This is a genomic window from Weissella bombi, from assembly GCF_900094835.1.
Lineage (GTDB): Bacteria > Bacillota > Bacilli > Lactobacillales > Lactobacillaceae > Weissella > Weissella bombi.
Genome location: NZ_FMAO01000006.1, coordinates 16,908 through 42,313, shown reverse-complemented (window position 1 = coordinate 42,313; position 25,406 = coordinate 16,908). Strand labels below are relative to the sequence as shown.

22 protein-coding genes and 1 tRNA gene are annotated in these 25,406 nt (G+C 37.8%); 3 read left to right on the top strand and 20 right to left on the bottom strand.

The window, feature by feature from the left end; genetic code table 11:
* Window positions 1-48 precede the first annotated feature (48 nt).
* The 8 genes from GA0061074_RS05185 to GA0061074_RS05150 form a co-directional block, all read right to left on the bottom strand.
* Window positions 49-122: transfer RNA gene (locus GA0061074_RS05185), tRNA-Arg, on the bottom strand.
* Between the two features lie 54 nt (window positions 123-176).
* Window positions 177-701: a dUTPase gene (locus GA0061074_RS05180; RefSeq protein WP_092462535.1), complete on the bottom strand. Its 525-nt coding sequence runs from the start codon at window positions 699-701 to the stop codon at window positions 177-179.
* Entirely contained in the window at window positions 702-1,739 is a 1,038-nt protein-coding gene (locus GA0061074_RS05175) for a hypothetical protein (RefSeq protein WP_092462533.1), read from the bottom strand.
* A gap of 1 nt (window position 1,740) precedes the next feature.
* Window positions 1,741-2,619, bottom strand: coding sequence for a hypothetical protein (locus GA0061074_RS05170; protein WP_092462531.1), 879 nt, complete (start codon window positions 2,617-2,619; stop codon window positions 1,741-1,743).
* Window positions 2,620-2,759: 140 nt separating this feature from the next.
* Window positions 2,760-4,106 (bottom strand): type I glutamate--ammonia ligase, encoded by a 1,347-nt coding sequence (gene glnA / locus GA0061074_RS05165; RefSeq protein WP_092462529.1) that lies wholly within the window; start codon window positions 4,104-4,106, stop codon window positions 2,760-2,762.
* Between the two features lie 34 nt (window positions 4,107-4,140).
* The gene (locus GA0061074_RS05160) at window positions 4,141-4,488 is read right to left on the bottom strand and encodes a MerR family transcriptional regulator (protein WP_092462527.1); all 348 of its coding nucleotides are present in this window, start codon (window positions 4,486-4,488) and stop codon (window positions 4,141-4,143) included.
* A 65-nt stretch (window positions 4,489-4,553) separates the two neighbouring features.
* Window positions 4,554-5,477: a tRNA (adenosine(37)-N6)-dimethylallyltransferase MiaA gene (gene miaA, locus GA0061074_RS05155; protein ID WP_092462525.1), complete on the bottom strand. Its 924-nt coding sequence runs from the start codon at window positions 5,475-5,477 to the stop codon at window positions 4,554-4,556.
* Window positions 5,478-5,479: 2 nt separating this feature from the next.
* Window positions 5,480-6,109, bottom strand: a complete 630-nt coding sequence (locus GA0061074_RS05150) for a glycerophosphodiester phosphodiesterase (protein WP_092462523.1) — start codon at window positions 6,107-6,109, stop codon at window positions 5,480-5,482.
* A 73-nt stretch (window positions 6,110-6,182) separates the two neighbouring features.
* On the opposite strand from GA0061074_RS05150, the gene GA0061074_RS05145 reads away from it, so the two are divergent.
* Complete coding sequence (locus GA0061074_RS05145) at window positions 6,183-6,365, top strand: DUF3042 family protein (protein ID WP_092462521.1); 183 nt, start codon at window positions 6,183-6,185, stop codon at window positions 6,363-6,365.
* Between the two features lie 83 nt (window positions 6,366-6,448).
* Here GA0061074_RS05145 and GA0061074_RS05140 read toward each other — a convergent pair whose 3' ends face one another.
* From GA0061074_RS05140 to GA0061074_RS05110, 7 genes are all read right to left on the bottom strand, one after another.
* On the bottom strand, window positions 6,449-6,838 hold the full coding sequence (locus tag GA0061074_RS05140; protein ID WP_092462520.1) for a rhodanese-like domain-containing protein: 390 nt from the start codon (window positions 6,836-6,838) through the stop codon (window positions 6,449-6,451).
* Window positions 6,839-7,017: 179 nt separating this feature from the next.
* Window positions 7,018-7,854 (bottom strand): CHAP domain-containing protein, encoded by an 837-nt coding sequence (locus GA0061074_RS05135; RefSeq protein ID WP_092462517.1) that lies wholly within the window; start codon window positions 7,852-7,854, stop codon window positions 7,018-7,020.
* Between the two features lie 253 nt (window positions 7,855-8,107).
* Entirely contained in the window at window positions 8,108-9,076 is a 969-nt protein-coding gene (locus GA0061074_RS05130; RefSeq protein ID WP_092462515.1) for an ROK family glucokinase, read from the bottom strand.
* 99 nt (window positions 9,077-9,175) lie between these two features.
* Window positions 9,176-9,388, bottom strand: coding sequence for a YqgQ family protein (locus GA0061074_RS05125; RefSeq protein WP_092462513.1), 213 nt, complete (start codon window positions 9,386-9,388; stop codon window positions 9,176-9,178).
* A 17-nt stretch (window positions 9,389-9,405) separates the two neighbouring features.
* Entirely contained in the window at window positions 9,406-10,077 is a 672-nt protein-coding gene (locus GA0061074_RS05120; protein WP_092462511.1) for a rhomboid family intramembrane serine protease, read from the bottom strand.
* Entirely contained in the window at window positions 10,070-10,633 is a 564-nt protein-coding gene (locus GA0061074_RS05115) for a 5-formyltetrahydrofolate cyclo-ligase (protein ID WP_240005823.1), read from the bottom strand. Before GA0061074_RS05115 ends, GA0061074_RS05120 begins: the two co-directional genes overlap by 8 nt.
* A gap of 74 nt (window positions 10,634-10,707) precedes the next feature.
* Entirely contained in the window at window positions 10,708-12,759 is a 2,052-nt protein-coding gene (locus GA0061074_RS05110) for a peptidoglycan D,D-transpeptidase FtsI family protein (protein WP_092462508.1), read from the bottom strand.
* Between the two features lie 181 nt (window positions 12,760-12,940).
* Between GA0061074_RS05110 and GA0061074_RS05105 the strand changes: the two genes are divergently transcribed.
* Both GA0061074_RS05105 and greA read left to right on the top strand, forming a co-directional pair.
* Window positions 12,941-15,583 carry a YfhO family protein gene (locus tag GA0061074_RS05105; RefSeq protein ID WP_092462506.1) on the top strand — a complete coding sequence of 881 codons (2,643 nt, stop codon included), beginning with the start codon at window positions 12,941-12,943 and terminating at the stop codon, window positions 15,581-15,583.
* A gap of 109 nt (window positions 15,584-15,692) precedes the next feature.
* On the top strand, window positions 15,693-16,178 hold the full coding sequence (gene greA / locus GA0061074_RS05100) for a transcription elongation factor GreA (protein ID WP_092462504.1): 486 nt from the start codon (window positions 15,693-15,695) through the stop codon (window positions 16,176-16,178).
* A gap of 103 nt (window positions 16,179-16,281) precedes the next feature.
* Here the strand turns inward: greA and GA0061074_RS05095 are convergent, their stop codons facing one another.
* The 5 genes from GA0061074_RS05095 to pheT all read right to left on the bottom strand — a co-directional run bounded on the left by GA0061074_RS05095 (window position 16,282) and on the right by pheT (window position 25,402).
* Window positions 16,282-17,268 (bottom strand): glycosyltransferase family 2 protein, encoded by a 987-nt coding sequence (locus tag GA0061074_RS05095; RefSeq protein WP_092462502.1) that lies wholly within the window; start codon window positions 17,266-17,268, stop codon window positions 16,282-16,284.
* A 17-nt stretch (window positions 17,269-17,285) separates the two neighbouring features.
* The gene (locus tag GA0061074_RS05090; protein WP_240005824.1) at window positions 17,286-19,508 is read right to left on the bottom strand and encodes an ArnT family glycosyltransferase; all 2,223 of its coding nucleotides are present in this window, start codon (window positions 19,506-19,508) and stop codon (window positions 17,286-17,288) included.
* Window positions 19,509-19,794: 286 nt separating this feature from the next.
* Entirely contained in the window at window positions 19,795-21,621 is a 1,827-nt protein-coding gene (recQ, locus tag GA0061074_RS05085) for a DNA helicase RecQ (protein ID WP_092462500.1), read from the bottom strand.
* 102 nt (window positions 21,622-21,723) lie between these two features.
* Window positions 21,724-22,875: an endolytic transglycosylase MltG gene (gene mltG, locus GA0061074_RS05080; RefSeq protein ID WP_092462498.1), complete on the bottom strand. Its 1,152-nt coding sequence runs from the start codon at window positions 22,873-22,875 to the stop codon at window positions 21,724-21,726.
* Between the two features lie 103 nt (window positions 22,876-22,978).
* Complete coding sequence (gene pheT, locus GA0061074_RS05075; RefSeq protein WP_092462496.1) at window positions 22,979-25,402, bottom strand: phenylalanine--tRNA ligase subunit beta; 2,424 nt, start codon at window positions 25,400-25,402, stop codon at window positions 22,979-22,981.
* Between the last annotated feature and the right edge of the window lie 4 nt (window positions 25,403-25,406).

Here is a 25,406-nt window from a genome sequence, read left to right as displayed (position 1 = left end):
AAAAAGTCCTATAAGCGCTGTTAATCAACGTTTATAGGACTTTTTTAATGCAACTGGTGGGAGTCGAACCCACAACCTCTCGGGTAGAAACCGAGTGCACTATCCAGTTGTGCTACAGTTGCATACACAATAGATACTACGAATATGCATCCGCCTTATCTATTGTACGTTTATTTTCATAATGAATCAAGCGTACTTGTCATTAAAATTTTTCGAACTGTCTTATCAATTGTATTTTGTGTCAATTGTAGCTCGACTAATCCTAATTTCAGAAAAGAACGCCAAGCATGTGAAAAGTCACCCTGTCGTTTTTGATGATAGCTATTCAATAGCATCGTTTTAATACCCATGTACTGATGTGCTAGATGACGTTGCGGAAATCTTTTAAATTGTGCAATATCCTCATCCGTCATAACCATTAAGTGGGTCCACTGTTGCTTTAAACTAATCGTCAAAAACTGAACCAATGCTTGTGCATACAAATCACTAATTTCATTCTCATCACGAGTTACAGATTCACTAGGCACATTAATCATAACTGCCTGAGTTGCCATAATCAGTTTACTTAATGTAACATCCAAATTCAAATAATCATTTAATAACACTTGCTTCGGTCCAATTGGCATCTCCCACTGATTACTAATGACATGCGACAGATCCCTAGCTTGCCTTAAATACTGTGCAATATCTAACTCTGGCATTTATGATAACTCCTCAGCTTGTTTAGGCATTAGCACCTCAGGTTTAACAGATTTAACGTTTTTTTCACTTTCAGCATGTGGTGTTGGCACACTTTCACTTATTTGTTCTTGAATTTGTTCTTGAAATACAAGCGGTTCACTTTCAATAGCCAAATAACGGCGTTCTCCGAGATACCACGCACCAATAAAATCATAATCCAACAAAACATCTAACCATGAAATCGCATCCTGTCCATCAACTACTTGGAAATGCCACCGTTGTGCATCTTGTACTGAAGGATCATTCACATAAAACACTCGTACCTCAACCCCATTATTTAATACAAGGCCTGCACCATTTGGAATAGCCTGTAAGAAATAATTTGAATCAGCTGACAAAACAAATAAGCGATCTAGCATACCTGCTGGCATCTCTTTTTGCTTTAACGGATACAAGAAATCATCTTGTGTTTCTAAAATATTGTAATCAACTTGATAACCAAACTCTGCTTCCATGTAGCGACCAAATGCTGTTAGTAAACTGGCAACTGGACGAATGCGGGCAGCAGTTGTCTTCTTACGGAAGTTTGCAACTAACAAATCCGTAATAGCATCAGCGCTGAAATAAATTTGACGACGCGTCAATGACCAGTAAAATAGACGATTACCTGTTCCTAATTCAGTAAAATAAGCCCCACCATTATCATCATGATTAACCTCAAATTCAAAAGTTGCTGGCTCATCTAAATCAGGAAATACTAACGTCAATTCTTCTCGTTCTGCTGGCGTCAAAATATCATAAGCCGCCACTCCAGCAAATCCTAATAAGCGATCAAAAGCAAGCATATACCAATCAGCTTGCGAATACTGACGTGGTGCAACAACCCACTCTGTATCCAAAGAAGCAGTCGTTAACTGCTGAGCTAATAAGTGAACTTTTTTAGGATTATCAGCACTTACCAACTCGTTAACTTGTGCCAATAACTCTTGAATACGACCAATATCATTTGCAAGCAAATTGACGTATGAATTAACACGTTGTTGTAGATGTTTTGTCATATTAAGCGCCTCCTTGCTCAGAAGTAGCTGCTAAATTTGATACATAACTTTCATATAAATTAACAACTGCTTGTTGGAAGCTATCAAAAGAACCAAACGCATCTGTAATAGCACGTTGCTCATAAATTAAAATTGTATCTTCCTTTGAGTAGTTCAAAATTTGTGCATTATTCTCAGCAATTAATGCAGGAACAGTTTGCGCCTTAGCATCGGCGGCATCCAAATCCTTTAACCTTTCTTTTAGCACTTCACGTTGTTCAGACTGACCACGGTTTCCAAATAGGCCACCGCGTTCTTCTTTACTAGACAACTGCGCTAATAACTGTGTTCGTTCAGCATCACGTTGATTTTGACCATCCACAATTTTTTGCAAAGTCTCATTTGCTCGTGTAGTATCTTCGATTACTTGAGCATTATAACGTTGTCCACGTTCAGCCAAACTAACTGCCTTGACCAGCTTTTCATATTCATCGTCATCAAAAATAAAATTAACAGCCAATGGATCTAAAATTCCGAAATGACGACGATCCCACCAATTTCCAAAATACAACTGAAAAACACCCAATTGTGTTTCTTCATAATAGAAAAATGGGAATGTCTTTGATAAGTAACTAATTAGTTTCTGTCCCAAATGATGACTTAGCTCATCTTTGATATCATCCACTAATGTTGATAGTTGTCGATTAGACTCTGTTTCTGATTCATGACGTACCTTTAAATCATACTTTTGATTATCAAGTAGTTCATAAATTTTGCGATCATCCCCCGATACAACCGCAGCTTGAATATCTGCTAAATAATCTAACTTTGTTTGTAACTTTTGTTGTAATGCGGATTGATCTGACGGTAAATCTGTCTGAATATATGGCGTACTTTCCATCTCAACCCCTCCTATTTTTATTATATTAATTATAAATGATGGCAAATAAAATACCACCTATTACTATCATACAACGATAATGCAAAAAACAACGCTACTTAAGACTAAGTTAGCGTTGTTTTATAAGTTTTTAAGAAATTTTAGTATTGTTCTAAGTAATTATCAATTTCCCATTGTGAAACTTCACGACGGTAAGCTTGATATTCAAGACGCTTAGCATCAACAAAAGTACGTGACATATGTTCACCGATAGCTTTTTGAATAGTCTCATCGTCTTGTAGTTTAGCAACAGCTTCTAGTAGTGTATCAGGCAAATCAGTGATGCCTGCACGACGACGCTCACCCTCATCCATCAAGTAGATGTTACGGTCAACTGCGTGATTTGGCTCCAACTTATGCTCGATACCATCAAGACCAGCAGCCAAAACTGCAGCAAAGGCCAAGTATGGGTTAGCAGTTGGATCAACAGAACGCAACTCCAAACGTGTTGAATTACCACGAGAAGCTGGCACGCGGACCATTGGTGAACGGTTTGAACCTGACCAAGCAACATATACAGGTGCCTCATAACCAGGTGTCAAACGCTTGTATGAGTTAACTGTTGGATTAGTAATAGCTGTGAAATTAGCAGCGTGTTCCAATACACCACCTAAGAAGTGGTAAGCTGTCTCTGAAAGTTGTAATTCACCATTCTCATCATAGAAAACATTACCTTCATCAGTAAACAATGACATATTAACGTGCATACCGTTACCGTTAATACCTGAAATAGGCTTTGGCAAGAATGTTGCATACAACCCATGCTTACGGGCAATTGTCTTAACAATTAACTTAAATGTTTGGATATTATCAGCTGCATCTAGAGCTTCGGCATACTTAAAATCAACTTCATGTTGTCCTGGAGCAACTTCGTGGTGAGCTGCCTCAACCTCAAAGCCCATCTTTTCCATTTCAAGGACGATTTCACGACGTGTGTTTTCACCCATGTCTAATGGTGCCAAGTCAAAGTAGCCACCCTTATCATTTAAGTTCATTGTTGGCTTACCATTCTCATCTAATTTAAGAAGGAAAAATTCAGGTTCAGTTCCAATATTAAACTTTGTAAAACCATCGTCAGTCATCTGCTTAAGCACACGCTTTAAATTACTACGTGGGTCACCAGCAAATGGTTCACGATCTACAGTGTAAATGTCGGCAATCAATCGTGCCACTTTACCACCGTGTTCATCAGTTGCCCATGGGAAAATCATGAAAGTTGCTAAATCAGGATATAGATACATATCTGATTCTTCAATACGTACAAACCCTTCAATTGATGAACCATCAAACATCAAATTATTTGATAGTACTTTTTCTAATTGTGAAACAGGTACTTCAACGTTCTTGATTGTTCCAAAAACATCTGAGAATTGCAAGCGCAAAAACTCAACATTTTCATCTGCGATTTTCTGTCGGATATCATCTTTTGTATATGCTCTACGTACCATTAAACTTACGTCTCCTTTATCCTGTATACCACTTTTAAAATTTCTGCTGTCCATTAAAACGGCCTATGTTCAATAGTTCATCTGCTAACATATGGCGTAAATTCTCTTCGGAAGGTGCCGTATTTTTTTGCTTACGAAGCTTTTTCTCATCAACTTCTCGAATTTCCGCTACTGTATAGCCTGCATCTAAATACTCAGCAATTTGGAGTAGACGATCAACATCATCTAAAGAAAATCGACGTTGTTTACCTGCACCTCTTTGTGGTTCAACTAAACCTTGCTGATCATAATAGCGAACTTGGCGATCTGTTAAACCCGTCAATTCACGTACAACACTCATCGGTAAGACAGCCAAATCACGTCGCAATTCTCGTCCACTCATATCACCGACCTCCCTATGATTAGCATAATACCACTATCGGTTACACAAATGAACTTTAATGTCAGCTATTCTGACATAAATTGGTTTAATTGGTACACAATTTGGTCTAGTTGGTCAGGTGTTTGTATCAAGTCGTACCAATTTATGTCAGTAAACTGATTATTAAACCAAGTCATCTGACGTTTAGCATACCGTCGTGAATTACGTTTTAACTTAGCAACCGCGTCCTCGTAGCTACCAGTCCCCGTCAAATAATCAAACAACTCCTTATAACCAATCGCTCGTTGCGCCGTAGTATCCGCCGGCAACGTTTGAACAAATCGTGCTTCATCTAAAATACCGGCCGTCATCATTAAGTCCACTCGTTTATTAATACGCTCATACAAAAGTTGACGTTCAGTCGTTAACCCAATAATTAGTGCATCATAACGTCTCTTAGGTTCCGGTTGTAATGATGAAAATGGTTTTCCAATATGTGTACTAATTAATAGTGCTCTCACCAAGCGACGAATTTGGCCTGGTAAAATTCGTGCTTCGCTAATTGCATCAACTTTTTTTAAAGCTGCTCGAACTTTTTCTTCACCTTGCTCATGGGCAACCTGCGTCCAATGTGATACAAAATCGGGGTCATCAATATCCGGCAACACTGCTAGCGGACGATCACCCAACAATGCCTGCACATAAAATCCAGTACCTCCGACTAAAATGGGTAATTTACCTCGATTAGCAATATCATCAATTGCTTTTTGTGCAGCCTCTACGAACTTTGCTGCCGAATAATTTTCAGTTGGGTCTGCAATGTCAATCAAATGATGTGGTACCTGTGCTTGCTCTTCTGGAGTTGCTTTAGCAGTACCAATATCTAACCCACGATATATTTGCATAGAATCGCCTGAAACAATTTCCCCATTATATTTTTGCGCAATTTTTAATGATAAAGCTGTTTTTCCAACAGCCGTAGGACCAACAATGACAACAAGTTTTTGCATAATTAATTTCCTTTTTGATATTTAACTGCTTGCTTAACATTATCTGTAATCACCGCTGCCACTGGTAAATGCATCAATATCCACGTTACAGTTGGACGATTAATTGTCCACCAATAGGTCGGTAACCACCACGGTACTAGAATGCGTAATGGCAAATACCGATAATCTAAATTGACCTGTTGTATGACATGTTCTTTAGCCAGTTGCCAACATTTACGATTAGGATAATGCCGTAAATAACCAATTGATATTTCTTTATCCAACACACGCCATTCACGTAATGGTCGTTCCCAAAATGATTGCAACATTACCGGATTAGGTAAATGACGTGTAATCAGTGCTTGATATAACTGCTGAGCTCCCTCAGCCCCTTTTAATTCAATTAATAAAAATCCTTGATATTTTGTTTGTTGAATTAACGTTAAAAAATCATCAAACGTTGGTAATTCTTCTGTTGATTCATCATTAATATCATGTTTCAGAACTAATCGATTATTACTTAATTGCACATCAATTTCCAAGCCATCCGCTTCAATATCAATAGCTCGTTGAAACGCTAAAATTGAATTTTCTGGTGTTCCATGATCATGCACACCACGATGAGCAATAACAGTCTTTTTTGGCAATTGCATTTTAATACCTCTATTTATTAAATGGTTGTAAATATGTTAAAATAATTTTAACAAATATTAGGAGGAGAATAACATGAACAAATTTGGGGCGGGACTTCTAACAGGCGTTATCGGTACAATTGCTGCCGCCGCAGCTACGGCAGTGACTTTCCACAAAGTCGCAGTTGAGCCAATTGAACAAGAGGAAGCAAAGTTTGAAGAAACTGAACGCAACTCTGCTCGTAAGGCTGCACAATCACACGGTAACCGTTTCTAATTACTACTTATATCATATCAAAAAACCAGCTAGATGAATCATTAAGCATAACTGCTTAACCCATCTAACTGGTTTTTCATTTATTATTGATTTGACTTTACTTTACCTTTGTAAGTGTTAAAGCCACCCTTTAATACATTCACTTGATTATAACCATCTTTGTGCAAAATCTTAGCAATACGAGCAACGAATTGCCCATTTTCATCATAAAGAAAAACAGGCTTATCTTTACGTAATGCAGCATGATTTTCTTTTAGTAACATATATTGAATGTTACGGGCACCAAAGATGTGCTTTGACTTAAACTTTGCTGGTTCGCGAATATCAACAATATCATGACCATGACTTTGTGACTCAAAATCCTCACTTGATAATACTGTCGCCGATTGTTTTAACATACTGTTAGTCCAAATACGACTACCAACGATCCACAATAGCCAAACTAAAATAATTACAAATAGCGTGATCCACATGCTTTAATTCCCCATTTCTTAATTCAATACTTATAATATCATACCAAAATTCAGTTAATAAATCTTTGAAAAAGCAAGATTTTGTAAGTGTTTTCTTTAAAATTAAAAAAATCAGAGATTAAGACTAGAAGTCATAATCTCTGAAAATGTTTTACCATCTATTAATCATTAACAAATAATTAGTGAATAAATGTCAAACCAGAAGCTGAGATTGTGCGAGTGTGGTATGCCATACCAGCATAGTTACCTTCTGAAATTGAAACTGAATCACCATTAACTGCATCTACAACTGCAACATGACCCAAAGCACCTGCTCCTGATTGACCTGGTGCAAAAACAACAACAGAACCAACAGCTGGTTGACCATTAACAACACGACCAGCAGCTGCAGCAGATGAAGCCCAGCCTGACGCATTTCCCCAGTTATTGCCGACCCATGACAATGCATTCTTTACAAACCAAGTGCATTGACCTGCTGGGTAAGAATTACCAGCTGTGCTATACGTTGGTGCAGCAACCTTTTGAGGGGCTGCTGCTTGCGTTGTAGCTGCAGTTTTCTCTGGCTGTGCTGCCGTAGTAGTAGCAGCAGTAGCCTTAACAGCTTCCTTTTCAGGAGTTGCTACTTGCGTCGTTTGCTTTTGTGCAACAGGTGCTTGTACTGCTGATTCCTTATCAGCACCATCAACATCTAACTTCAAAACTTCGCCGACACTAATCATATGAATATCTGACACACCATTTGCGGCAGCGATATCTTCAACTGACTCACCAGTGGCTTCTGAAATAGTTGAAAGTGTGTCGCCTGATTGTACTTGATATTCTTTACCAGCTGTCAACAAAACTGATTTAACATCATCAACAGTCTTAGCACGCCAAGAAGCGTGTTCATCACCATTCGCTTTTGTATCATCAGCTGATACTGTTGATGTTTGTGTCATAGGCAAGATAGCTGCGGCTGCTACAGTTGCAGCTGCTACAAGCCAATTCTTATTTGAACGTCGTGCATTTGAAGTCATTATTTTTTATTCCCCTTGAATTGTAGTTACTCTCTGAAAGATAATGAAATTATAACAATCTGATTTAACATATAAGTTACATTGATATAACAAGTTTTAATAAAATCTTAGACTTTGTTTATTAATCTTTCCATTTAGAATTACCAAGAATGCCCGTTTCAAGCCTTATATGTCAATTAATTCACTTTATTTGTGCTGAATATTAAAAAATGGTTTGTAACAAATTGTTACAAACCATTTCATAATCTATTTATTAAGCTTGTGCTTGTAATGCTAATGATGCGGCACCGTATGCCCCTGCATCATTTCCTAGTTCTGCTAACTTCAATTCAGTAACATCACGTGTCATCTTGAACGCAAAGTCATTATAGTTTTTCTTTACCTTACTCAACAAGAAGTCTCCTGCTGCAGACACACCACCACCGATTACAATAGCTGATGGATTTAACATGTTAGCAATATTAGCTGTTGCAAGGCCTAAGTAGAATGCCACCTTATCAACAACTTCGTTAGCCAAGTAGTCACCAGTTTGGGCTAAATCAAAGACAATCTTTGATGTGATTTCATCCCCATTTTCAACCATTGACTTCAACTTTGAATCACCTGCATAAGCATCTGCATAATCATGTGCAAGACGAACGATTCCAGTAGCTGAGGTATATTGCTCTAAACAACCATAGTTACCACACGTGCATAGATATCCACCTGGTTCAACAATCATATGACCAATTTCACCGGCAGCACCCTTAGCACCATGGACTAACTTACCTGAGTTGACAATACCGCCACCAACACCAGTACCTAAGGTAACAAAGACAACTTCTGGTTGGTTATTTCCAGCACCACGCCATTGTTCACCCAAAGCAGCAGCATTTGCATCATTATCAATTGCGACACTAAATCCTAAGCCTTCTTCCAGATCAGCTTTAACATTTTGTGGTTCTTTCCAGTTTAAATTAAAGGCACCTTGTACTGTACCAGTCTTTGCATCAACAGTTCCTGGTGTTCCCATACCTACACCAATGATGCGTTCTTTATCTAATTGGTAAAGATCTAAATGGTAATTAATTGAAGTAATAATATCAGGTACAATATGGCTACCTTCATCCATAATGTTTGTCTTAATAGACCACTTTTGTTGGATATCGCCAGTAGCAGTCATAATTGCAAATTTAATGGTCGTACCACCTAAATCAATACCGATTAATTTATCTTTAGCCATAGTTTAAATCCTCTTTTTAAAAAATATTGTGAAATAGTCAACGCTTTCTCTAACATTATACCGACAAATACCTAATTACACAACACGAATTGAAAACGGTTACAAGTTACTGCTTTGTTTCTTTTCTTCAGCTTCGTGTTCATTTCCTAACACTAATTTAATTTGTGCATATTGTTTATTATCTACCAAACCTGCTTTATATAAATTATCGACCTCAATGGCTGCTAATTCTATATCCCATAAACGATTTCCTAAATGGATATAAATATCATATTTCTTTAATAACTGTAGCACGTCTAAAAAAGTTTTCATTTTCTTATCCCCTAACACTAACGATTAAAAATTTTCATAACTAATATGCCAATATAAATAACCCAGGCCAACGTACCAACTAAAATCTGTTTATTAGTTGCATGTCCTTTTAATAAAATTGGTGTTAACAAAAAACCAGAAACCAAACCACCGATATGAGCTGTAATTGCAATGTTACTTCCGAAAAACACCGGGATTAGTGATAGAATCAAAAAAATCATTAACGTTTTAGCTTGTTCTAACCAATAGCCACCTTTATCTAGTATTCCCAGAATAAAGATCATCCCGAATAATCCAAAGATTGCACCCGATGCACCAGCTGAAATAGTATTTACGGCACCAAAAGCCAGACTAGTCAAACTACCAGTTAATAAAGCTAACAAATAGCTCACCGAAAATTTAATACTACCAAAATATTGTTCAAGTAAACGTCCCAAATAGTACAGTGTAATCATGTTTAACACTAAGTGCATTAATGTGACATGTAAAAAGCCAGCTGCTAGGAGGCGCCACCATTGCCCAAATAAAATAACTGCTGGTGTAAACAATGCTCCCATTTTATACAGAACTGGTGTTAGAACATCAATTTGACGACTAATAATTACTTCAATTGCATAAACAATTACCATGATAATCACAAGACTAACTGTCACAGGTGCTTGCCGCCAAGCCGTTTTAAAATTATTCATTTTCTATTTTCCTATCTAATACAATCACTTGATCAACCTTTTGATCAGTTACCTCAATTCGCCAAACCGGTGTGACAAACATATTAACTGCAATAGTCGCTGCAACTTTTTTTGCTGTCGTTTGAGGCAACCATCGATCATAATAACCACCACCAAAACCAATACGTTGACCATCATCTGTAAAAGCAACCCCTGGAACTAATACGAAATCAATTTCTTTGGGGTTCACAACACGACCACCAACAGGTTCCAACATACCAAATGGATGTCGTTCATAATGCGTGTCTTGGTTAATCGTCATAAAAGCCATTTGCTTTTTAGGCAATACACGTGGTAAAACAACCGTCTTATTTTGTAGCAGCGCTGTTTGAATTAATAAATCAGTTGGTAATTCATCTGCTTGTGATAATGTAAGTGCCACAGTCTCTGCCTTCTGCCAAGCAGATAACGAGGTTACTTTTTTAACCATCTCTTGCATAAAATAGGCACTTTGTTCGTCTGATAAGGCTGCTAAATTATCAATAGCCTTTTGTCGTACTGTTTGTTTTGTTATCATGTTCCCTCCACAAAATAAAAGCACTAAATGTCATATCCATATTTATTGGATTCATCTAGTGCTTTCATTATAAACTATTTATCATTTGCAGTTGAATGTTGGACATCTTTCCAGTAAGCGGCATAAATTGCCTTACCAATTTTTTGGTTTACGTTTTCAGATGATTGATCAACTCCTGGCACAACGACGGCCAAAGCAACATCAGAATTAGGGACAAATGAAATTAATGAACTAGTTACTGTCGATTGTCCATTAGTAAAGGTCTCAGCAGTACCTGTCTTAGCTGACACAGCCGGCTTTACATCCTTTAATCCAGTACCAGTCGCATAACTAGAGCTACTGTGCACCACTTCATTCATACCATCCCAAATCATTTGACGTTGGGCTGCATTCCAATTAACCGTTCCCATAACTTCAGTTGGAATTGTTGTTGTTACTTCCCGATTCTTATTATTACGACTAGTAATTGACTCTACAATATGTGGGCGAATACGATATCCACCGTTTGCGATTGTTGCAGCATACTGTGCTAATTGCATTGTCGTATACGTGTCATATTGACCGAACGATTCATCCAACGCCTTACCAATATCAGCACGGGTTGTTTTACCACGTAATCCAGTGATTTCACCAGGTAAGTCAATTCCTGTTTTAACACCCAGTCCAAAACGTGAAAAACCATCACGCATTGTTTGGAAAACATTTGTTGACAATGGTGCCAATGACATACCTTCATAGTAGTTTAAACCACCTAATTTCAACATGACTTGCATAACATACGTGTTAGAAGACATCATCAAGGCTTTATCTGCTGTCAATGGCATATTACCACTACCATTTTGATTCCACCATGATGTCTTTGGCGATGTACCAGCCACTCTAATCGGTTGATCTGTCAAAACACTATTTTGTGGCGTAATAACATTATTCATAAAACCAGTTGTAATTGTTGCAGGCTTAACAACTGACCCAACAACGTTAGCCTGATTAACCGTTGATAGCGCATCCGATGTCAAAGCACCTGTTGATGCATCACGATTAATACCTGAACTAGCATAAACACCACCTGTTTTAGGATTCAAAACAACCGCATAAGCACCCGTTGTATTACCACCTGGAATATTATCACGTAATATTTGTTCAACATCTTCTTGGAATTTATTATTAATGGTTAAATTCAAATTGCCGCCGGCTTGACCAGCATAAAGCTTTTCTTCTGTTGTTTTACCATCTTTATTAGTGGTTACTTTGACACGACCCTTTGATCCCTTCAAAGTATCTTCATATTGTTTTTCCAGATAAGACGTACCAACAATATCATCACGTGCATATCCCTTAGTTAACAATTCATTAACTGAATCTGATGGCAACCCACTCTTAGATGTCGACGTTGCCCCAATCAAAGATTTGATATCTTGACCACCCGGATAATCACGTGTGTAATAAATCCCGACACGAACACCAGGCATCTTTGACTGACGTTCTCCGATGTTAGCAATTTCTTCTTGAGTAACATCATTTTCCTTTAGATAAACTGTTGAAAGAGCATACGCATTAGACATTTTTTGGAAAATCTTTGCTTTGTTAAGTTGCTGATCAGTTAACGTAAACTGCTTCTTATGTTCTTCAACATAATTTGTTAAGTCATCAACATATTGATCAGTACCTGGTGCTGCTTGTGTACCTGATGCCTTAGCAACTGCCTTGGCACGTTTAGTTGATTGGATGTAGTACATTGCAAAGTTTGCAGTAGATATTTGTTCATCATCATCTAACTTTAAATATGAACCAACTTGATTGGCGATATTATACATACCTTTATCAGTGATTGTACGTGGTTTCGTATAAGTAATTGCTTGCGAACCTTTATTTGTCACTAACACTTTCCCAGTGCTGTCATAAATTAAACCTCGTTGTACAGTTGTTTTTTCAATACTAGATTCGGAACTGGTAACCTCTGTTTTATATTTGGCACTATCCGTGATTTGTAAATTCACTAATCGCCAGCCTAATGCCACTAGCATTAAAATCACAATACCCATCAAAACATTCAATCGGACTGGTATCCGTGACATTGAACCTTTTTTAATCTTTTGCCGGCCACCACGGCGTTTAGGAGATCGCATAATCTAAACCCTTTCCTTCTTACTCTAATTTACTAATTGTAGCATAAAAAAAGGCAATCATACCTTAACAACAAGCACGGATTACGAAATTTTTATCACACCATTATTATAAGTCGCGGTCGAGCCGTTGTCATTTTTATGTTTTAATAGAGATATTGATTTTATTTTGGAGAGCAATGTTATGTCTAAAAATTTTAACCCGCTTAAATGGCGGGCATCAACCAAAGCTTTATGGGTTAGTTTTCTACTACCAATAATCATCATGGTAACTTATTTCGCCAGCCGCCACATGGCACCATTTGGCCCTAGTTCCATTTTAACTGTCGATCTAGGCCAACAATATATTGATTTTTATGCTGGGTTTCGGCAAACAATCCTACACAATCCACTGCAGATTTTTTACAATTTTGCCAAAGGATTGGGTGGTGAAACATATGGTGATTGGGCCTATTACTTATTAAGCCCAACTAACTTCTTATTGTTACCATTTTCAAATGTCCATTTACCAGCGGCTATTTTATTGCTAACTGTTTTAAAATACGGACTAGCTGGTTGGAGTTTTGCTTTCGCATTGCGAAAACTTCACTGGCAAACTGGCTGGCGTTTACCTTGGTTTGCAATTACCTACTCTATGATGGGCTGGTTTGTTGCCAATGATTTAAATATTCTTTGGCTAGATGCCGCCATTTTACTACCTTTAATCGTTGTTGGCTTAGAATACTACCTTACTCATAAAAGAGGATGGGGATTTATTCTGTCATTAACAGCCATTATTATCATTAATTATTATATGGCTTACATGATCGGTGTTTTCCTTATTCTATATTTTATTTGGCGTTTGACGTGGCAAGCTTATCCAATTAAAGAACGTCTTATTATGGTACGTCGCTTTGTTGTTGGTGGTCTTACTAGCATTGGGTTAGCAACAATTGTTTGGTTACCAACTGCCTTTACTTTAATGAATAGTAAAGGCCAACACATGCTTGATAACCTTAGCTGGAAGTTTGACTATCAACCTGCCGATATTCTTGGGAAATTATTTTTAGGTACTTTCAACTTTGATCAAATGCCAACTGGATTACCAAACATTTTTATTGGTAGCCTACCTATCATTATTCTATGGTTCTTCTTTACATATAAGCACATTCGCTGGCAAACACGTTTAACTGCATTCATCATTACTGCTATTTTAGTTATTTCTATGATGTATGCGCCATTAAACTTGTTATGGCATGGATTCCAATTTCCAGTTTGGTATCCTTACCGTTTTTCATATGTTTTTAGCTTTTGGATTTTATGGCTTGTTGGATCAGTTTGGTCGCCTGCACTCCGCCTTTCATGGCCACAATTTTTCTCACTACTAATTATCGCAGGTGGTGTAGTCATTTATCTAACAACTCGTTTAGACTCATTAAACTTTTTGACTGCAAACCAACTTTACATTGGTAGTGGTTTCTTCTTAGCTTTGTTATTGTTACATGTGACATCTACACAAATGCGTCTTTGGTTACCACTTGTTACATTAATAGTTATTGGTGAAATGACATTCAGTACCGTCATAACTCTTAATAATTTTAGTTATTTAACTAATACTGAATATCAAACGTATATTCGTAACTTAAATCAGATAACTAAGCACTTACCAAAAAGTAATCATGACTTTTACCGTGTTGCACAATCGTATCAACGAACCAAAGGTGATCCACTCCAAGCTAATTACAATGGTGCGTCAACTTTTAGTTCGGCATTGGAACACCAACAAAGTGATATTATGGCTGTCCTTGGTCAACCCGAGGGTGACAATTACATCGCTTATAGCAGTGGTACCTTACTATCTGATTCATTATTGGGAATGCGTTATCTTTTGCAACCAACTGGTAACGAACCTAACGTCAGCGGAACACCAACAAATATGCAAACCTTTGCACGTTCTGATACCAATGGTGAATATAAATTAGTTAAACAAACAAAGCACGCAATCCTATCACGCAATCCAAATGCATTGCCGCTAGGATTCGCCGCTAGTTCTAATGTTCGTAATATTAATTTCAAAGAAAACGATCCTTTACGTAATCAAAATGTTTTTTGGGAAAGTTTAAACGGTTATGAACAGCAACCTATTTTCGATAGCGTAAACTTCTCTAAGTCAAGCGCTGATAATGTTTCTTCGCCCACAACAATTACTGGTGCTTTTTTGAAAAAGCAAAACGTGGGCAATGCTGCTAGTCTGTCATTAACGTACACACCAACAACGGATGATCCTTACTACTTAACATTGGGAAGTTCCGTAACAAGTGACAACGTCGACATTCAATTAAATGGTCAGTCTTTGCCTGCTATTCCAAGTCATCGACATACGATCATCTTGCCATTACCTGCTTATACAAAGGGACAATCACAAGAAATAACCTTCTCATTGAAGAAAAAAGATGTTTGGTTACAAAATGTTTCCTTGTATCAAGGTCACGCAAAGCGCTTGAATAAACAAGCAAATCAGTTACAACAACACCCATATAATATTACAAAGCAGTCGCCAACTAAGATTACTGGAAACATTAACATCCCCAATAAGGATGACTTAATGATGACTACAATCCCTAATTCAACTGGATGGCAAGTCTTGGTAGATGGTAAACCAGTGAAGACTATTACTGTTGGTAAATTCTTCATCGGTGTTCCATTAACAACTGGTAATCATCAGGTAACCTTTAAATTCAAGACACCATTTTTCAAAATTGGCGCCATTATCTCCCTAGGTATGGTACTATTAATTACTGGAATAACATGGTCGGAAAGTAAAAAAAGGAAACATTCCTTGTCTTAAAACGTTTCAAATTACTTTACACACACAATTCTGCGTGGTAATGTATTTCTTGAAACTTTGGGGATACCATTAATCAAAACAAATTATTATATTTACAGGAGAACACGTCATGGCTGAAGAAAAAACATTTCCAATGACTCTCGAAGGAAAAGCCAAAATTGAAGAAGAATTGAACACACTAATCACAGAAACACGTTCTGAAATCACAGGCCGTATTCAATTAGCTCGTAGCTTCGGTGATCTATCTGAAAACTCAGAATACGCATCAGCAAAGGACGAACAAGCTTTCGTTGAAGGTCGCATCAAGACTTTGCAAAACATGCTAGACAATGCCGAAATTATTGATTCATCAGAAATTGCTGTTGATGAAGTAGCCGTCGGTAAGAAGGTTACTTTTAAGGAACTACCCGATGAAGAACCTGAAACTTACAGTATCGTTGGTGCCGTTGAAGCTAACCCTTCAGAAGGTAAGATTTCAAACGAATCACCAATTGCTGCTGCTTTAATTGGTCACGAAGTTGGTGAACGTGTAACTGTTTCACTACCAAACGGTTTTGACATGGAAGTTGAAATTCTTTCTGTCGAAGTAGCTTAATTAATAAAAATAAGCCGAGTAAGAAATGTCATGTACATTTCTTACTCGGCTTTTCTTTATTATTTTTCTATCCTTAATCGCTTACCATTCTTTTTATAAGCAATCAGCTAGCTTGTTTGCTTTTTAAATAGGTTCCCGTTTCAGCCTCAATATGAAATAGTGGCCGATGTTTAACTTCAGTAAATATTTTACCAATATATACCCCAACAACCGAAATTGCAGTAAGATTGATACCACCAAGTAACCAAATAGAGATCATTAACGATGACCAACCTGCTTCTGCATTGCCTAACATTTTCGCAAACAAAGTATAAATAATTTCAATGCCGGCGACACCTAAAATGAAAGCCCCAATACCAAATAAAATGCGAATTGGTTCAACACTGAAACTTGTAATACCATCAATCGCAAAACTAAGCATCTTCTTAAGTGGATACTTAGATGTTCCCGCTTGGCGTTCATGACGCTCATAAAATACTTTAGCTGACCGATAACCGACCAGCGGCACCATTGCTCTTAAAAATACATTTCGTTCTGGCATTTTAAGCAATTCTTTAACCGCAACACAACTCATTAAACGAAAGTCAGCATGATTTGGTACCATCTTAACTCCCAGCAAAGCTGCAATTTTATAAAATGCTAACGCTGTGTTTCGCTTAAACCATGTATCCTCGGTTCGACTCGAACGTACACCATAAACAATCTCGTTACCTTCATTGTATTTCATGATCATATTTTTAATGACGTCTGGACTATCTTGTAGGTCAGCATCTAACGTAATGATGATATCTGCCAATTTCACTGCTTCAGTCATACCAGCTAAGAGTGCGGATTGATGACCACAATTACGTGATAATTTCACACCAACTAATTCTACATGGATTAACTCCTGTTCTTGAATGATATGCCATGTTTCGTCGCTAGAACCATCGTCTACGACCAAAATAAAACTGTTTGCACTAATGAGTTTGTCTTTAATTAAATCTCGTTTGATATCATGTAATTTTGAAAGGGTTGTTGGCAAAACTTCCTGTTCATTATAAGCTGGCAACACCAACCCTAATCTTGGTTTTATTTTTCCTGATGCCATACGCAGAATCTCCCTTCTTATTGATAAATCGTCGACAAATCATACAAAGTTGCATTTTGTGATTGCATTCCTGCTGGTTGCATAAGGTTTGTCTCCTTAGTATTTGAACCGTTTTTTGTATTTGTTGATGTCGTCGAATATTTAACTGTCTGACCATTTTCCTTAACCCAGGTTAAGATCTTACTAATTTGACCACCAGTTGCTTTACTATTATTCCCCATAACAAAGTACTTTAATTGACCAGATTTTACTAACTGCTTGAATTCTGACAATGTCATTGTTGGATCGGTACCATTGTAACCACCAATCGCCATAACCGCCTTACCAGACTTAATAATATAACCAGAAGCAGAATTAGAATCAGTCGTTGCAAATAAGTACTTGGCATTTCCCTGATGCGTCTTCGTGTAGTTTAGTAATTGTGTATTAATTTCACCACCCATACTATTACCGCCACCCATTTGACTGAGTAGCGAAGGAGAAGCAGCAGGAATAGCAGATGAATCATGGGCTAATGTTGGTGTTAACGACCACCAACCAGCTAAAGTCATCACACTAATAACCGATAGTAGTACTTTAACTAGCTTGTTTTTACGTTGCGGTAATAACCACCAAATTGCCGTTAAAATTGCCACAATTATTAAAATGACACTAACTATTGGGTAATACGACCAGGCATAGTAGGCTTGTAAAGCAACAGTCGTAACAATACCCAAGCTAATTAAAATACGAGCAATGGCCGGTTTACGTCCATCTTCTTTTGCTAATTTCATCACTGCACCGATACCGATTGCAGTTAAGGCTGCAATTGCAGGCGCTAACATAATCGTATAATAAGGATGGAAGAAGCCAGCAACTGAGAAGAAACCATAAACAGGAACAAACCAACCAGCCCACAAGATGACATCTTGTTGTTCGTCTGAAATGTTATACCACTTGCTTTCTTTACGCCTAAAGCCAAATAATCCTGCTATCAAACCAAGAATAGCTAATGGTAAATACCAACCAATTTGTGAACCAAGATCTGACTGGAACAATCTAAATGGTCCCGCTGTACCAATAGCAAATGCACTATTTCCGCCACCTTGACCCATTTTACCGTTAGGCTTTCCAGTCATCTTTTGACCACCTGGTATTTGACTCTTTGTCATTTTGGTGCCTGACTTTTTACTTGGTTTCTGGCCGGGAGTACCTTGACCAGTCATTGCTTTGCGACTTTGTTTTTGACCATTCGTCCCTTTGGCAGCGCCACTTAGTTGCTGACCGTTCATACCGTTAGCAGTGCCGCCTGGTTGTTGCGCTGCACCACCCGCTGCCTGACCATTCTGAGGTTGACCAGTAGTTTTTTTACCATTAGCCATTTTACCGTTAGGCTGTCCACCAACCATACCTTTACCAGCACCTTTTTTGGTATTTCCCATACCAGGAAATGCACCACCGGTACCCGTTGATTGTCCTAACAACCTTTCCGTTCCGTTATAGCCGAATGCTAATTCTAACAAAGAATTTTTTTGTGAACTACCAATATATGGTCGACTTGTTTTGGTAACTGAATCAACAGCAACTGGATAAGCCAATGTAAATATTGCCAATGAAGCAACCGCAGCAAAAAGCCAAGCTACTTTCTTTTTCCAAGGTATTTTTATTGCAATCCAATAATAAACTAACATGGCTGGCAAAATCATAAATGCTTGTAACATCTTGATATTAAAGTCAACACCAACCAATGCAAAACTAAGCAATACGAGCCAAATGTTCTTTTTGTTAACTGCTTTTTGTAAAACATATACTGCTAATAGTAAACAGAATACCAAAATAGCATCCATGTTATTTGTCCGACTATTGGCAACAACCGTTGGTGTTAACGTCATGATCAACGCAGCAACACGTCCTGGCCACACACCAAACTTCGGAACAATTAGCTTGTACATTAAATAAACTGAACTAATCCCAGCGAGCACACTTGGCAAAACTACTGACCAACCATGCACACCAAAAATTTTAGCCGAAATTGCCATAAACCATAGAGCAACTGGTGGTTTATCAACAGTGATAAACCCGGCTGGATCAAACGCTCCGTACCAAAAATTTGACCAACTTTTCGTCATGGATGTAATGGCTGCCGTGTAATAACTATTTGCGCTACCAGCATCCCATATTCCCCAACCGTACAGGAAGGCACTTAGTACTAAAATCGCAACGAAGTACCCATCAATCTGATATTTTCCTTTTACCTTCAAAACTTCTACCTCTTATTTTCATAGCTCTAAACAAAAAAGTGCTTAAGAATAACTTAATTATAACTAACAGTAAATTTAATATTTCAAATAACCAAATTAGGTTAAAACATTTTTATAACAGCGTTTTAACCAGTTGTTTTTTATAACCTCCTAATTTGAATAGGCTTATTCTAAAAAAAAATTAATAGAATAAAGTTAAATAAAAGTTAATCCAACATTAAAAAAGTACACAAAACAATGTCAAAATAAAAGTCGAGCTACTTTTAGTTAGCTCGACAATCAATAATTATTCATCTTTCATCCGCATAATAACGCTTAGAACTTCCTGACCATATTTATCAGCCTTTGCCTGTCCTATTCCTGATATATCTAACAACTCAGACATCGTCGTTGGCTTCTGACGTGCCAAGGCAACTAAAGTACGATCATTAAAAATGATAAAAGATGGCACTTCTGTCTTTTTCGATAATTCTAAACGCCACTCACGTAATTTCTTGAACAGTTGTTGTTCAGTTTCATTCAAATCATCCTGGGTTAATGGTGAGTCAGCTGCTACACGTTCATCTAAATTCTGTACCGTCTGACGTTGCATAACCTTAATATCACCACGTAAGACTTGCAAACCCGTCTTAGAAACCGTTAAGCCTCGATATTCACCCGTTACTTGTAAGTATCCCGAAGCAAGTAAGAAATCAATTAAGGCAGCAATTCGTACTCGTGGTATGCCTTGCATTAAGCCAAACGTTGGTAATTTTTCAAAGTGAGCCCACTGAAACTTTTCAGGCACTCGTCCTCGTAAAGTTTCCGCTGTTACCATTTTACCGAAAGCATCTTTATTTTGACGTGAATTTCGCATACGTACAACATGGCTCAACACTTTTTGTGCGTTGGTCGTGATATCTGTTACTGCTCGCGTATCCAAGCAATTTGTACAATGCCCACAAGGTAGCGTTTCTTCACCAAAATAGCGGGTAATATATTGCTGTAAACAAACGGTTGTTGCGCCATAATTAGCCATCTCTTGAAGTTTTTGTTTTTGCAAACGTTGATATTCATCCGTTTGATTATCACTATTTTCAATAAAAAAACGCTGTGTTTGTAAATCTGCCGCGGAATACAATAAAATTGCTTCTGATGGCAATCCATCACGACCGGCACGGCCAATTTCTTGATAATAAGCTTCAATTGAACCCGGAATACTGTAATGAATTACAAAACGAACGTTTGATTTGTTAATCCCCATCCCAAAGGCATTCGTTGCAACAACTACGTTTGCACGATCAAATAAGAAATCATCTTGTGCTGTTGCACGTTCGTCATCTGACATCCCCGCATGATAACCAACTACTGACATACCATGACTTGCCAAATAGTCTGTCACACTTGTTACTAATTTTCGTGTTGGTACATAAATAATACCGGCATCTTCTGAATGCTTTTTCAAATAACGATATAAGTACGCATCCTTATCTTTCTTTTTTAACCCAGTTTCTAAACGAATCGTTAAATTGTCTCGTACAACACTTGTTCTGACGGTATGATCAATTGCTAAACGCGTCTCCAAATCTTCTTGGACCCGTTTAGTAGCTGTCGCAGTTAATGCCATAACACGTGGTGCTGACATTAAATTATTGATGAGATGCACCGCCTCTAGATAACTAGGACGAAAATCATGACCCCACTGTGACAATACGTGAACCTCATCAATTACTACTAACGAAATGTCTAACCGATTTAGTAATGCATAGGTTCCTTCACTCTTCAATCGTTCAGGCGCCAAATATAATAGCTTCGCCTGTCCGTTTAATAAATGGTTCATTGCATATCGATACGCCTCATCATCTTGTGTTGAATTTAAAGTCACTGCATCAATCCCGTTAGCAATTAGCTCATCAACCTGGTTTTTCATCAACGAAATCAAAGGAGAAATTACAACCGTTATGCCCGGTAACATTAATGCTGGAATTTGATAAGTTAGTGATTTACCACCACCTGTAGGCATAATGCCTAAAGTACGTTCTCCTGCCAACACGGCATCAATAATTTCTGCTTGCCCTTCACGAAAATTATCGTAACCAAAAGTTTTTTGTAATGTTTCAAGTGCTGATTGCATATTTCCTCCATTTTATTTATTAACAGAAAAAGTAGTAAGTTGCCAAAGCTGGCGGTAACTTACTACTTTTCAGGCTAGGACACTAACTTATATCCTAATTTTTTAATTATTGTCTGCGCTACCAACAGCATCATTAGTATCTTGCACATCACCAGTCTTACCTAAATGCTCATCGTAATTAGCAGAATAATAAACTTTACCAGTCTTCAAATTAGCAACGAAATATAGGTAGTGCTTATCACGATCAATTGGATTCAAAACTGCATCAATTGATTCCAATGATGGATTATTAAATGGTCCTGGACCATAACCTGAGTAACGATACAAATTGTATGGGTTCTTACTTTGAACATCCTTATTACTCAAGTTAGTCTTCTTGGTCTTCATGGCATACTTTGTCGCCACGTCAGATTGTAATGGCATCTTATCATCAACACGATTCAAAAATACACCCGCAATTGTCTGACGACTTGTTTGATCAACACCTTCACGCTCAACAAGTGAGGCAAGCGTCAACACTTCATGAACCGTCAAGCCTGATTCTTTAACGCTCTTGAAACGATCCTTTAATTGCAAATAAGATTGCGCAACCATTTGGTTAACTAATTCGCGAACGTTATTAGCATCCTTCCAGTTATATGTGGCTGGATACAAATATCCTTCCAAACGATAACGAATGTCCTTTACTTGCTTACTTGAAGCTTCTGAATCCAACAATCCAGGATAAGCTGCTTTCAAGCGATTAAAGAACGCTTTATCATTCACTGCTTTTAAGAAATCAGCCCTGCTAAACTTAGTTTTATTATTAACATCAGTTGCAATATCATCAATTGTTTCACCTTCGCGCACAGTAATCGTTGCTTGATTATTTAATGGTGCTGATGCACCACCATGCTGCAATGTCTTAACAATTTGTGCAACTGTATCAGATGGTGCAAACAAATAGTAACCTGACTTCAAATCAGAAATATTTTTAGCAGCAACATAATGTTTAAAAGCACTCTTTGAGCGCAATAACTTTGCATTATCTAATTTATCTGCAATTTCATCAACATTTGCATCATCTTTAATTTTAACTTGCTTACTTTTCTTATCTTGCGTATTTAATGCAGAATAATCACGACTATCCTGATAATGGATCACAAAGCTCACACCACCAGCCACAATGGCTAACAGAATGATAATCATCACTATAATTCGGCCAGTTCCACGCCGACTACGTTTTTGACGTCCCCGGTGATTACCGTTATTCATAATAATTTCTCCTAAAATATGTCTTTTAATCAACGACGAAAATAATCGCTATTACCTCAATTATATCAGTAATAGCGACTATTTAAAAAATGTTTAATTAATCTTAACGTATTTCAGCACCAAATTGCTCAGCTAAAGCGCCAGCAATATGATCAACCTTTTGGTTCGTTTCATCATCAAGCATCGTTTGTTCAGCATTCACAAATGTTAGCCCAACAGCAATTGACTTCATGTCACTTGGCACATTCTCACCAGTGTAAACATCAAAGATAACAATATCATGCAAGTTTTTACCACCAGCTTGCTTAATTGCTAATTCAATCTGTGCTGCTGGTACATTACGACTAACCAAAATTGCCAAATCACGTGAAACAGCTGGATAACGTGAAATTGTTTCGTAGCGACCCTCAACCTTATCCAAAGCAATGATAGCTGACAAATCTAGTTCAAAACCAAATGTCTCATTGATTCGATATTCTTTAGCAGTTAATGGGTGAATTTGACCAACAAATCCGATTAACGTATTACCAACATAAATGTCAGCTGTACGACCTGGATGCATATCTTCACGAGTTGTATTAGCAACAAATGCCACGTCATCAACAAATCCATAATTTGTTAATAGTTGCTCAACGATTCCCTTCATTGTAAAGAAATCAGCGGCTTGTGCTTTTTCTGCCCAAGTACGTTCTGTGACATTTCCAGTAATAACTCCTGCTAAGTGTTCAATTTCTTGTGGGCGCTTCGTTAAGTCACCATCAGAAACAAAGACACGACCTTGCTCATACAAGGCAACATCCGTTTGCTTACGAGCTTTATTGTAAGCAACATCATCTAGCAAACTCGTCAACAAGCTACTACGTGTTTGTTGACGGTCTTGTGACATTGGATAATCCAATTGCACTGGTTGACCATCATGCAATGCAAAACGGTTAGCTTTTTCTGGTGTTGTCAAAACGTAAGAAATTGCTTGGTTAAGACCAAGTCCTTCCAAAGCGTGTCGACTAGCACGTACCAAGCGTTGTTGTGCAGTCAACTTACCTGGTGTTGTATCACCAGTTGGTAGCGTCGTTGGTAAGTTATCATAACCATACAAACGAGCAATTTCTTCAATTAAATCAGCTGCAATTGTGATATCCCAACGACGAGCAGGTACAGTTACTGAAAATACATTGTCGTTAACTTCATAATCAAAGAACAAACGATCAAAGACAGTGGCAATTTCTGCGCTTGTAATTGTTGTACCTAATACATGGTTAACATGATCCACACTAACACTAACAACTGGTGCATCATAAGCAAAGTCTTGTGCAACAACACGACCAGTAGTTACCTGTCCACCAGCAAGTTCAGCAACTAGAGCAGCAGCATGATCCAAAGCAGTAAAGGTATCTTCGACATTTACACCACGTTCAAAACGCATTGATGCTTCAGAATGTAAGTTTTGGTCACGCGCCGTGTGACGAATTGACTTAGGGTCAAAAATAGCCCCTTCCAAAACAATATCTGTTGTTTGCTCTGTCACCTCAGTAGATTCACCACCCATGACACCAGCAAACATCAATGCTTCATCGCCTGATGCAATCACAATATCTTCAGCTGATGCTTCTCGTTCAACACCATCCAAGGTCTTAATTTGTTCTTTATCTGCTGCACGACGTACATGTACTTCTGCGGCTGGTAGTGCATTCAAGTCAAAGGCATGCATTGGTTGACCGTACATCAACAACATGTAATTTGTAATATCGACAATATTTGAAATAGGACGAATGCCCATTGTCCACAAACGACGTTGCAACCACAATGGTGAATCCTTAACTGTAACATTTTTAACAACACGAACACCGTATTTTGAAGCTAATTCTGCTGGTGCCGTTGCGCTAATTACATCACTAGTTTTTTCATCAACTTCATTAAGTTCAAAAGTTGGTAACGTTGGTTCTTCAGATAGAATAGCAGCTACTTCCCATGCAGTCCCATTCATTGAAAATAGGTCAGCACGGTTTGGGGTAATACCCGTTTCCAAAACATCATCATCAAGGCCTAGAACCTTTAATGCATCTTCACCAGGTGTTAGATTTGCAGCATCAACATCGTTAAATACCCAGATACCATCTTCAAAATCTTTTGGTGCAATTTTATCATCAAAGCCAATTTCTTGTAGTGCCGCTAACATACCGTTAGACTGCTCGCCACGTAATTTACCTTTACGGATTTTCTTATTGTCACCAATAACTGAACCATGCTTAGCTAAAACAACCATTTGGCCTTCAGCAACATTAGGTGCACCTGTTACAACTTGGATAGGTTCATCTTCACCCGCATCCAATTGTGTAATAACCATGTGATCTGAATCAGGATGAGGGACAACAGACAAAACCTTGGCAATCACGATTTTTTTCATGTTACCTTTTGGTTGGTATAATCCTTCTACTTCGACTGCTGTACGAGAAATTTTTTCTGATAATTGCGCCGCTGGCAATTCAATTGGTAAATAATCGCGTAACCAATTTACTGAAACTTTCATTTTG

Excerpts from the sequence above, each read along its gene's own strand:
- GA0061074_RS05180 (WP_092462535.1), bottom strand. The coding sequence starts at position 701 with ATGCCAGAGTTAGATATTGCACAGTATTTAAGGCAAGCTAGGGATCTG.
- GA0061074_RS05175 (WP_092462533.1), bottom strand. The coding sequence starts at position 1,739 with ATGACAAAACATCTACAACAACGTGTTAATTCATACGTCAATTTGCTT.
- GA0061074_RS05170 (WP_092462531.1), bottom strand. The coding sequence starts at position 2,619 with ATGGAAAGTACGCCATATATTCAGACAGATTTACCGTCAGATCAATCC.
- glnA (WP_092462529.1), bottom strand. The coding sequence starts at position 4,106 with ATGGTACGTAGAGCATATACAAAAGATGATATCCGACAGAAAATCGCA.
- GA0061074_RS05160 (WP_092462527.1), bottom strand. The coding sequence starts at position 4,488 with ATGAGTGGACGAGAATTGCGACGTGATTTGGCTGTCTTACCGATGAGT.
- miaA (WP_092462525.1), bottom strand. The coding sequence starts at position 5,477 with ATGCAAAAACTTGTTGTCATTGTTGGTCCTACGGCTGTTGGAAAAACA.
- GA0061074_RS05150 (WP_092462523.1), bottom strand. The coding sequence starts at position 6,109 with ATGCAATTGCCAAAAAAGACTGTTATTGCTCATCGTGGTGTGCATGAT.
- GA0061074_RS05145 (WP_092462521.1), top strand. The coding sequence starts at position 6,183 with ATGAACAAATTTGGGGCGGGACTTCTAACAGGCGTTATCGGTACAATT.
- GA0061074_RS05140 (WP_092462520.1), bottom strand. The coding sequence starts at position 6,838 with ATGTGGATCACGCTATTTGTAATTATTTTAGTTTGGCTATTGTGGATC.
- GA0061074_RS05135 (WP_092462517.1), bottom strand. The coding sequence starts at position 7,854 with ATGACTTCAAATGCACGACGTTCAAATAAGAATTGGCTTGTAGCAGCT.
- GA0061074_RS05130 (WP_092462515.1), bottom strand. The coding sequence starts at position 9,076 with ATGGCTAAAGATAAATTAATCGGTATTGATTTAGGTGGTACGACCATT.
- GA0061074_RS05125 (WP_092462513.1), bottom strand. The coding sequence starts at position 9,388 with ATGAAAACTTTTTTAGACGTGCTACAGTTATTAAAGAAATATGATATT.
- GA0061074_RS05120 (WP_092462511.1), bottom strand. The coding sequence starts at position 10,077 with ATGAATAATTTTAAAACGGCTTGGCGGCAAGCACCTGTGACAGTTAGT.
- GA0061074_RS05115 (WP_240005823.1), bottom strand. The coding sequence starts at position 10,633 with ATGATAACAAAACAAACAGTACGACAAAAGGCTATTGATAATTTAGCA.
- GA0061074_RS05110 (WP_092462508.1), bottom strand. The coding sequence starts at position 12,759 with ATGCGATCTCCTAAACGCCGTGGTGGCCGGCAAAAGATTAAAAAAGGT.
- GA0061074_RS05105 (WP_092462506.1), top strand. The coding sequence starts at position 12,941 with ATGTCTAAAAATTTTAACCCGCTTAAATGGCGGGCATCAACCAAAGCT.
- greA (WP_092462504.1), top strand. The coding sequence starts at position 15,693 with ATGGCTGAAGAAAAAACATTTCCAATGACTCTCGAAGGAAAAGCCAAA.
- GA0061074_RS05095 (WP_092462502.1), bottom strand. The coding sequence starts at position 17,268 with ATGGCATCAGGAAAAATAAAACCAAGATTAGGGTTGGTGTTGCCAGCT.
- recQ (WP_092462500.1), bottom strand. The coding sequence starts at position 21,621 with ATGCAATCAGCACTTGAAACATTACAAAAAACTTTTGGTTACGATAAT.
- mltG (WP_092462498.1), bottom strand. The coding sequence starts at position 22,875 with ATGAATAACGGTAATCACCGGGGACGTCAAAAACGTAGTCGGCGTGGA.
- pheT (WP_092462496.1), bottom strand. The coding sequence starts at position 25,402 with ATGAAAGTTTCAGTAAATTGGTTACGCGATTATTTACCAATTGAATTG.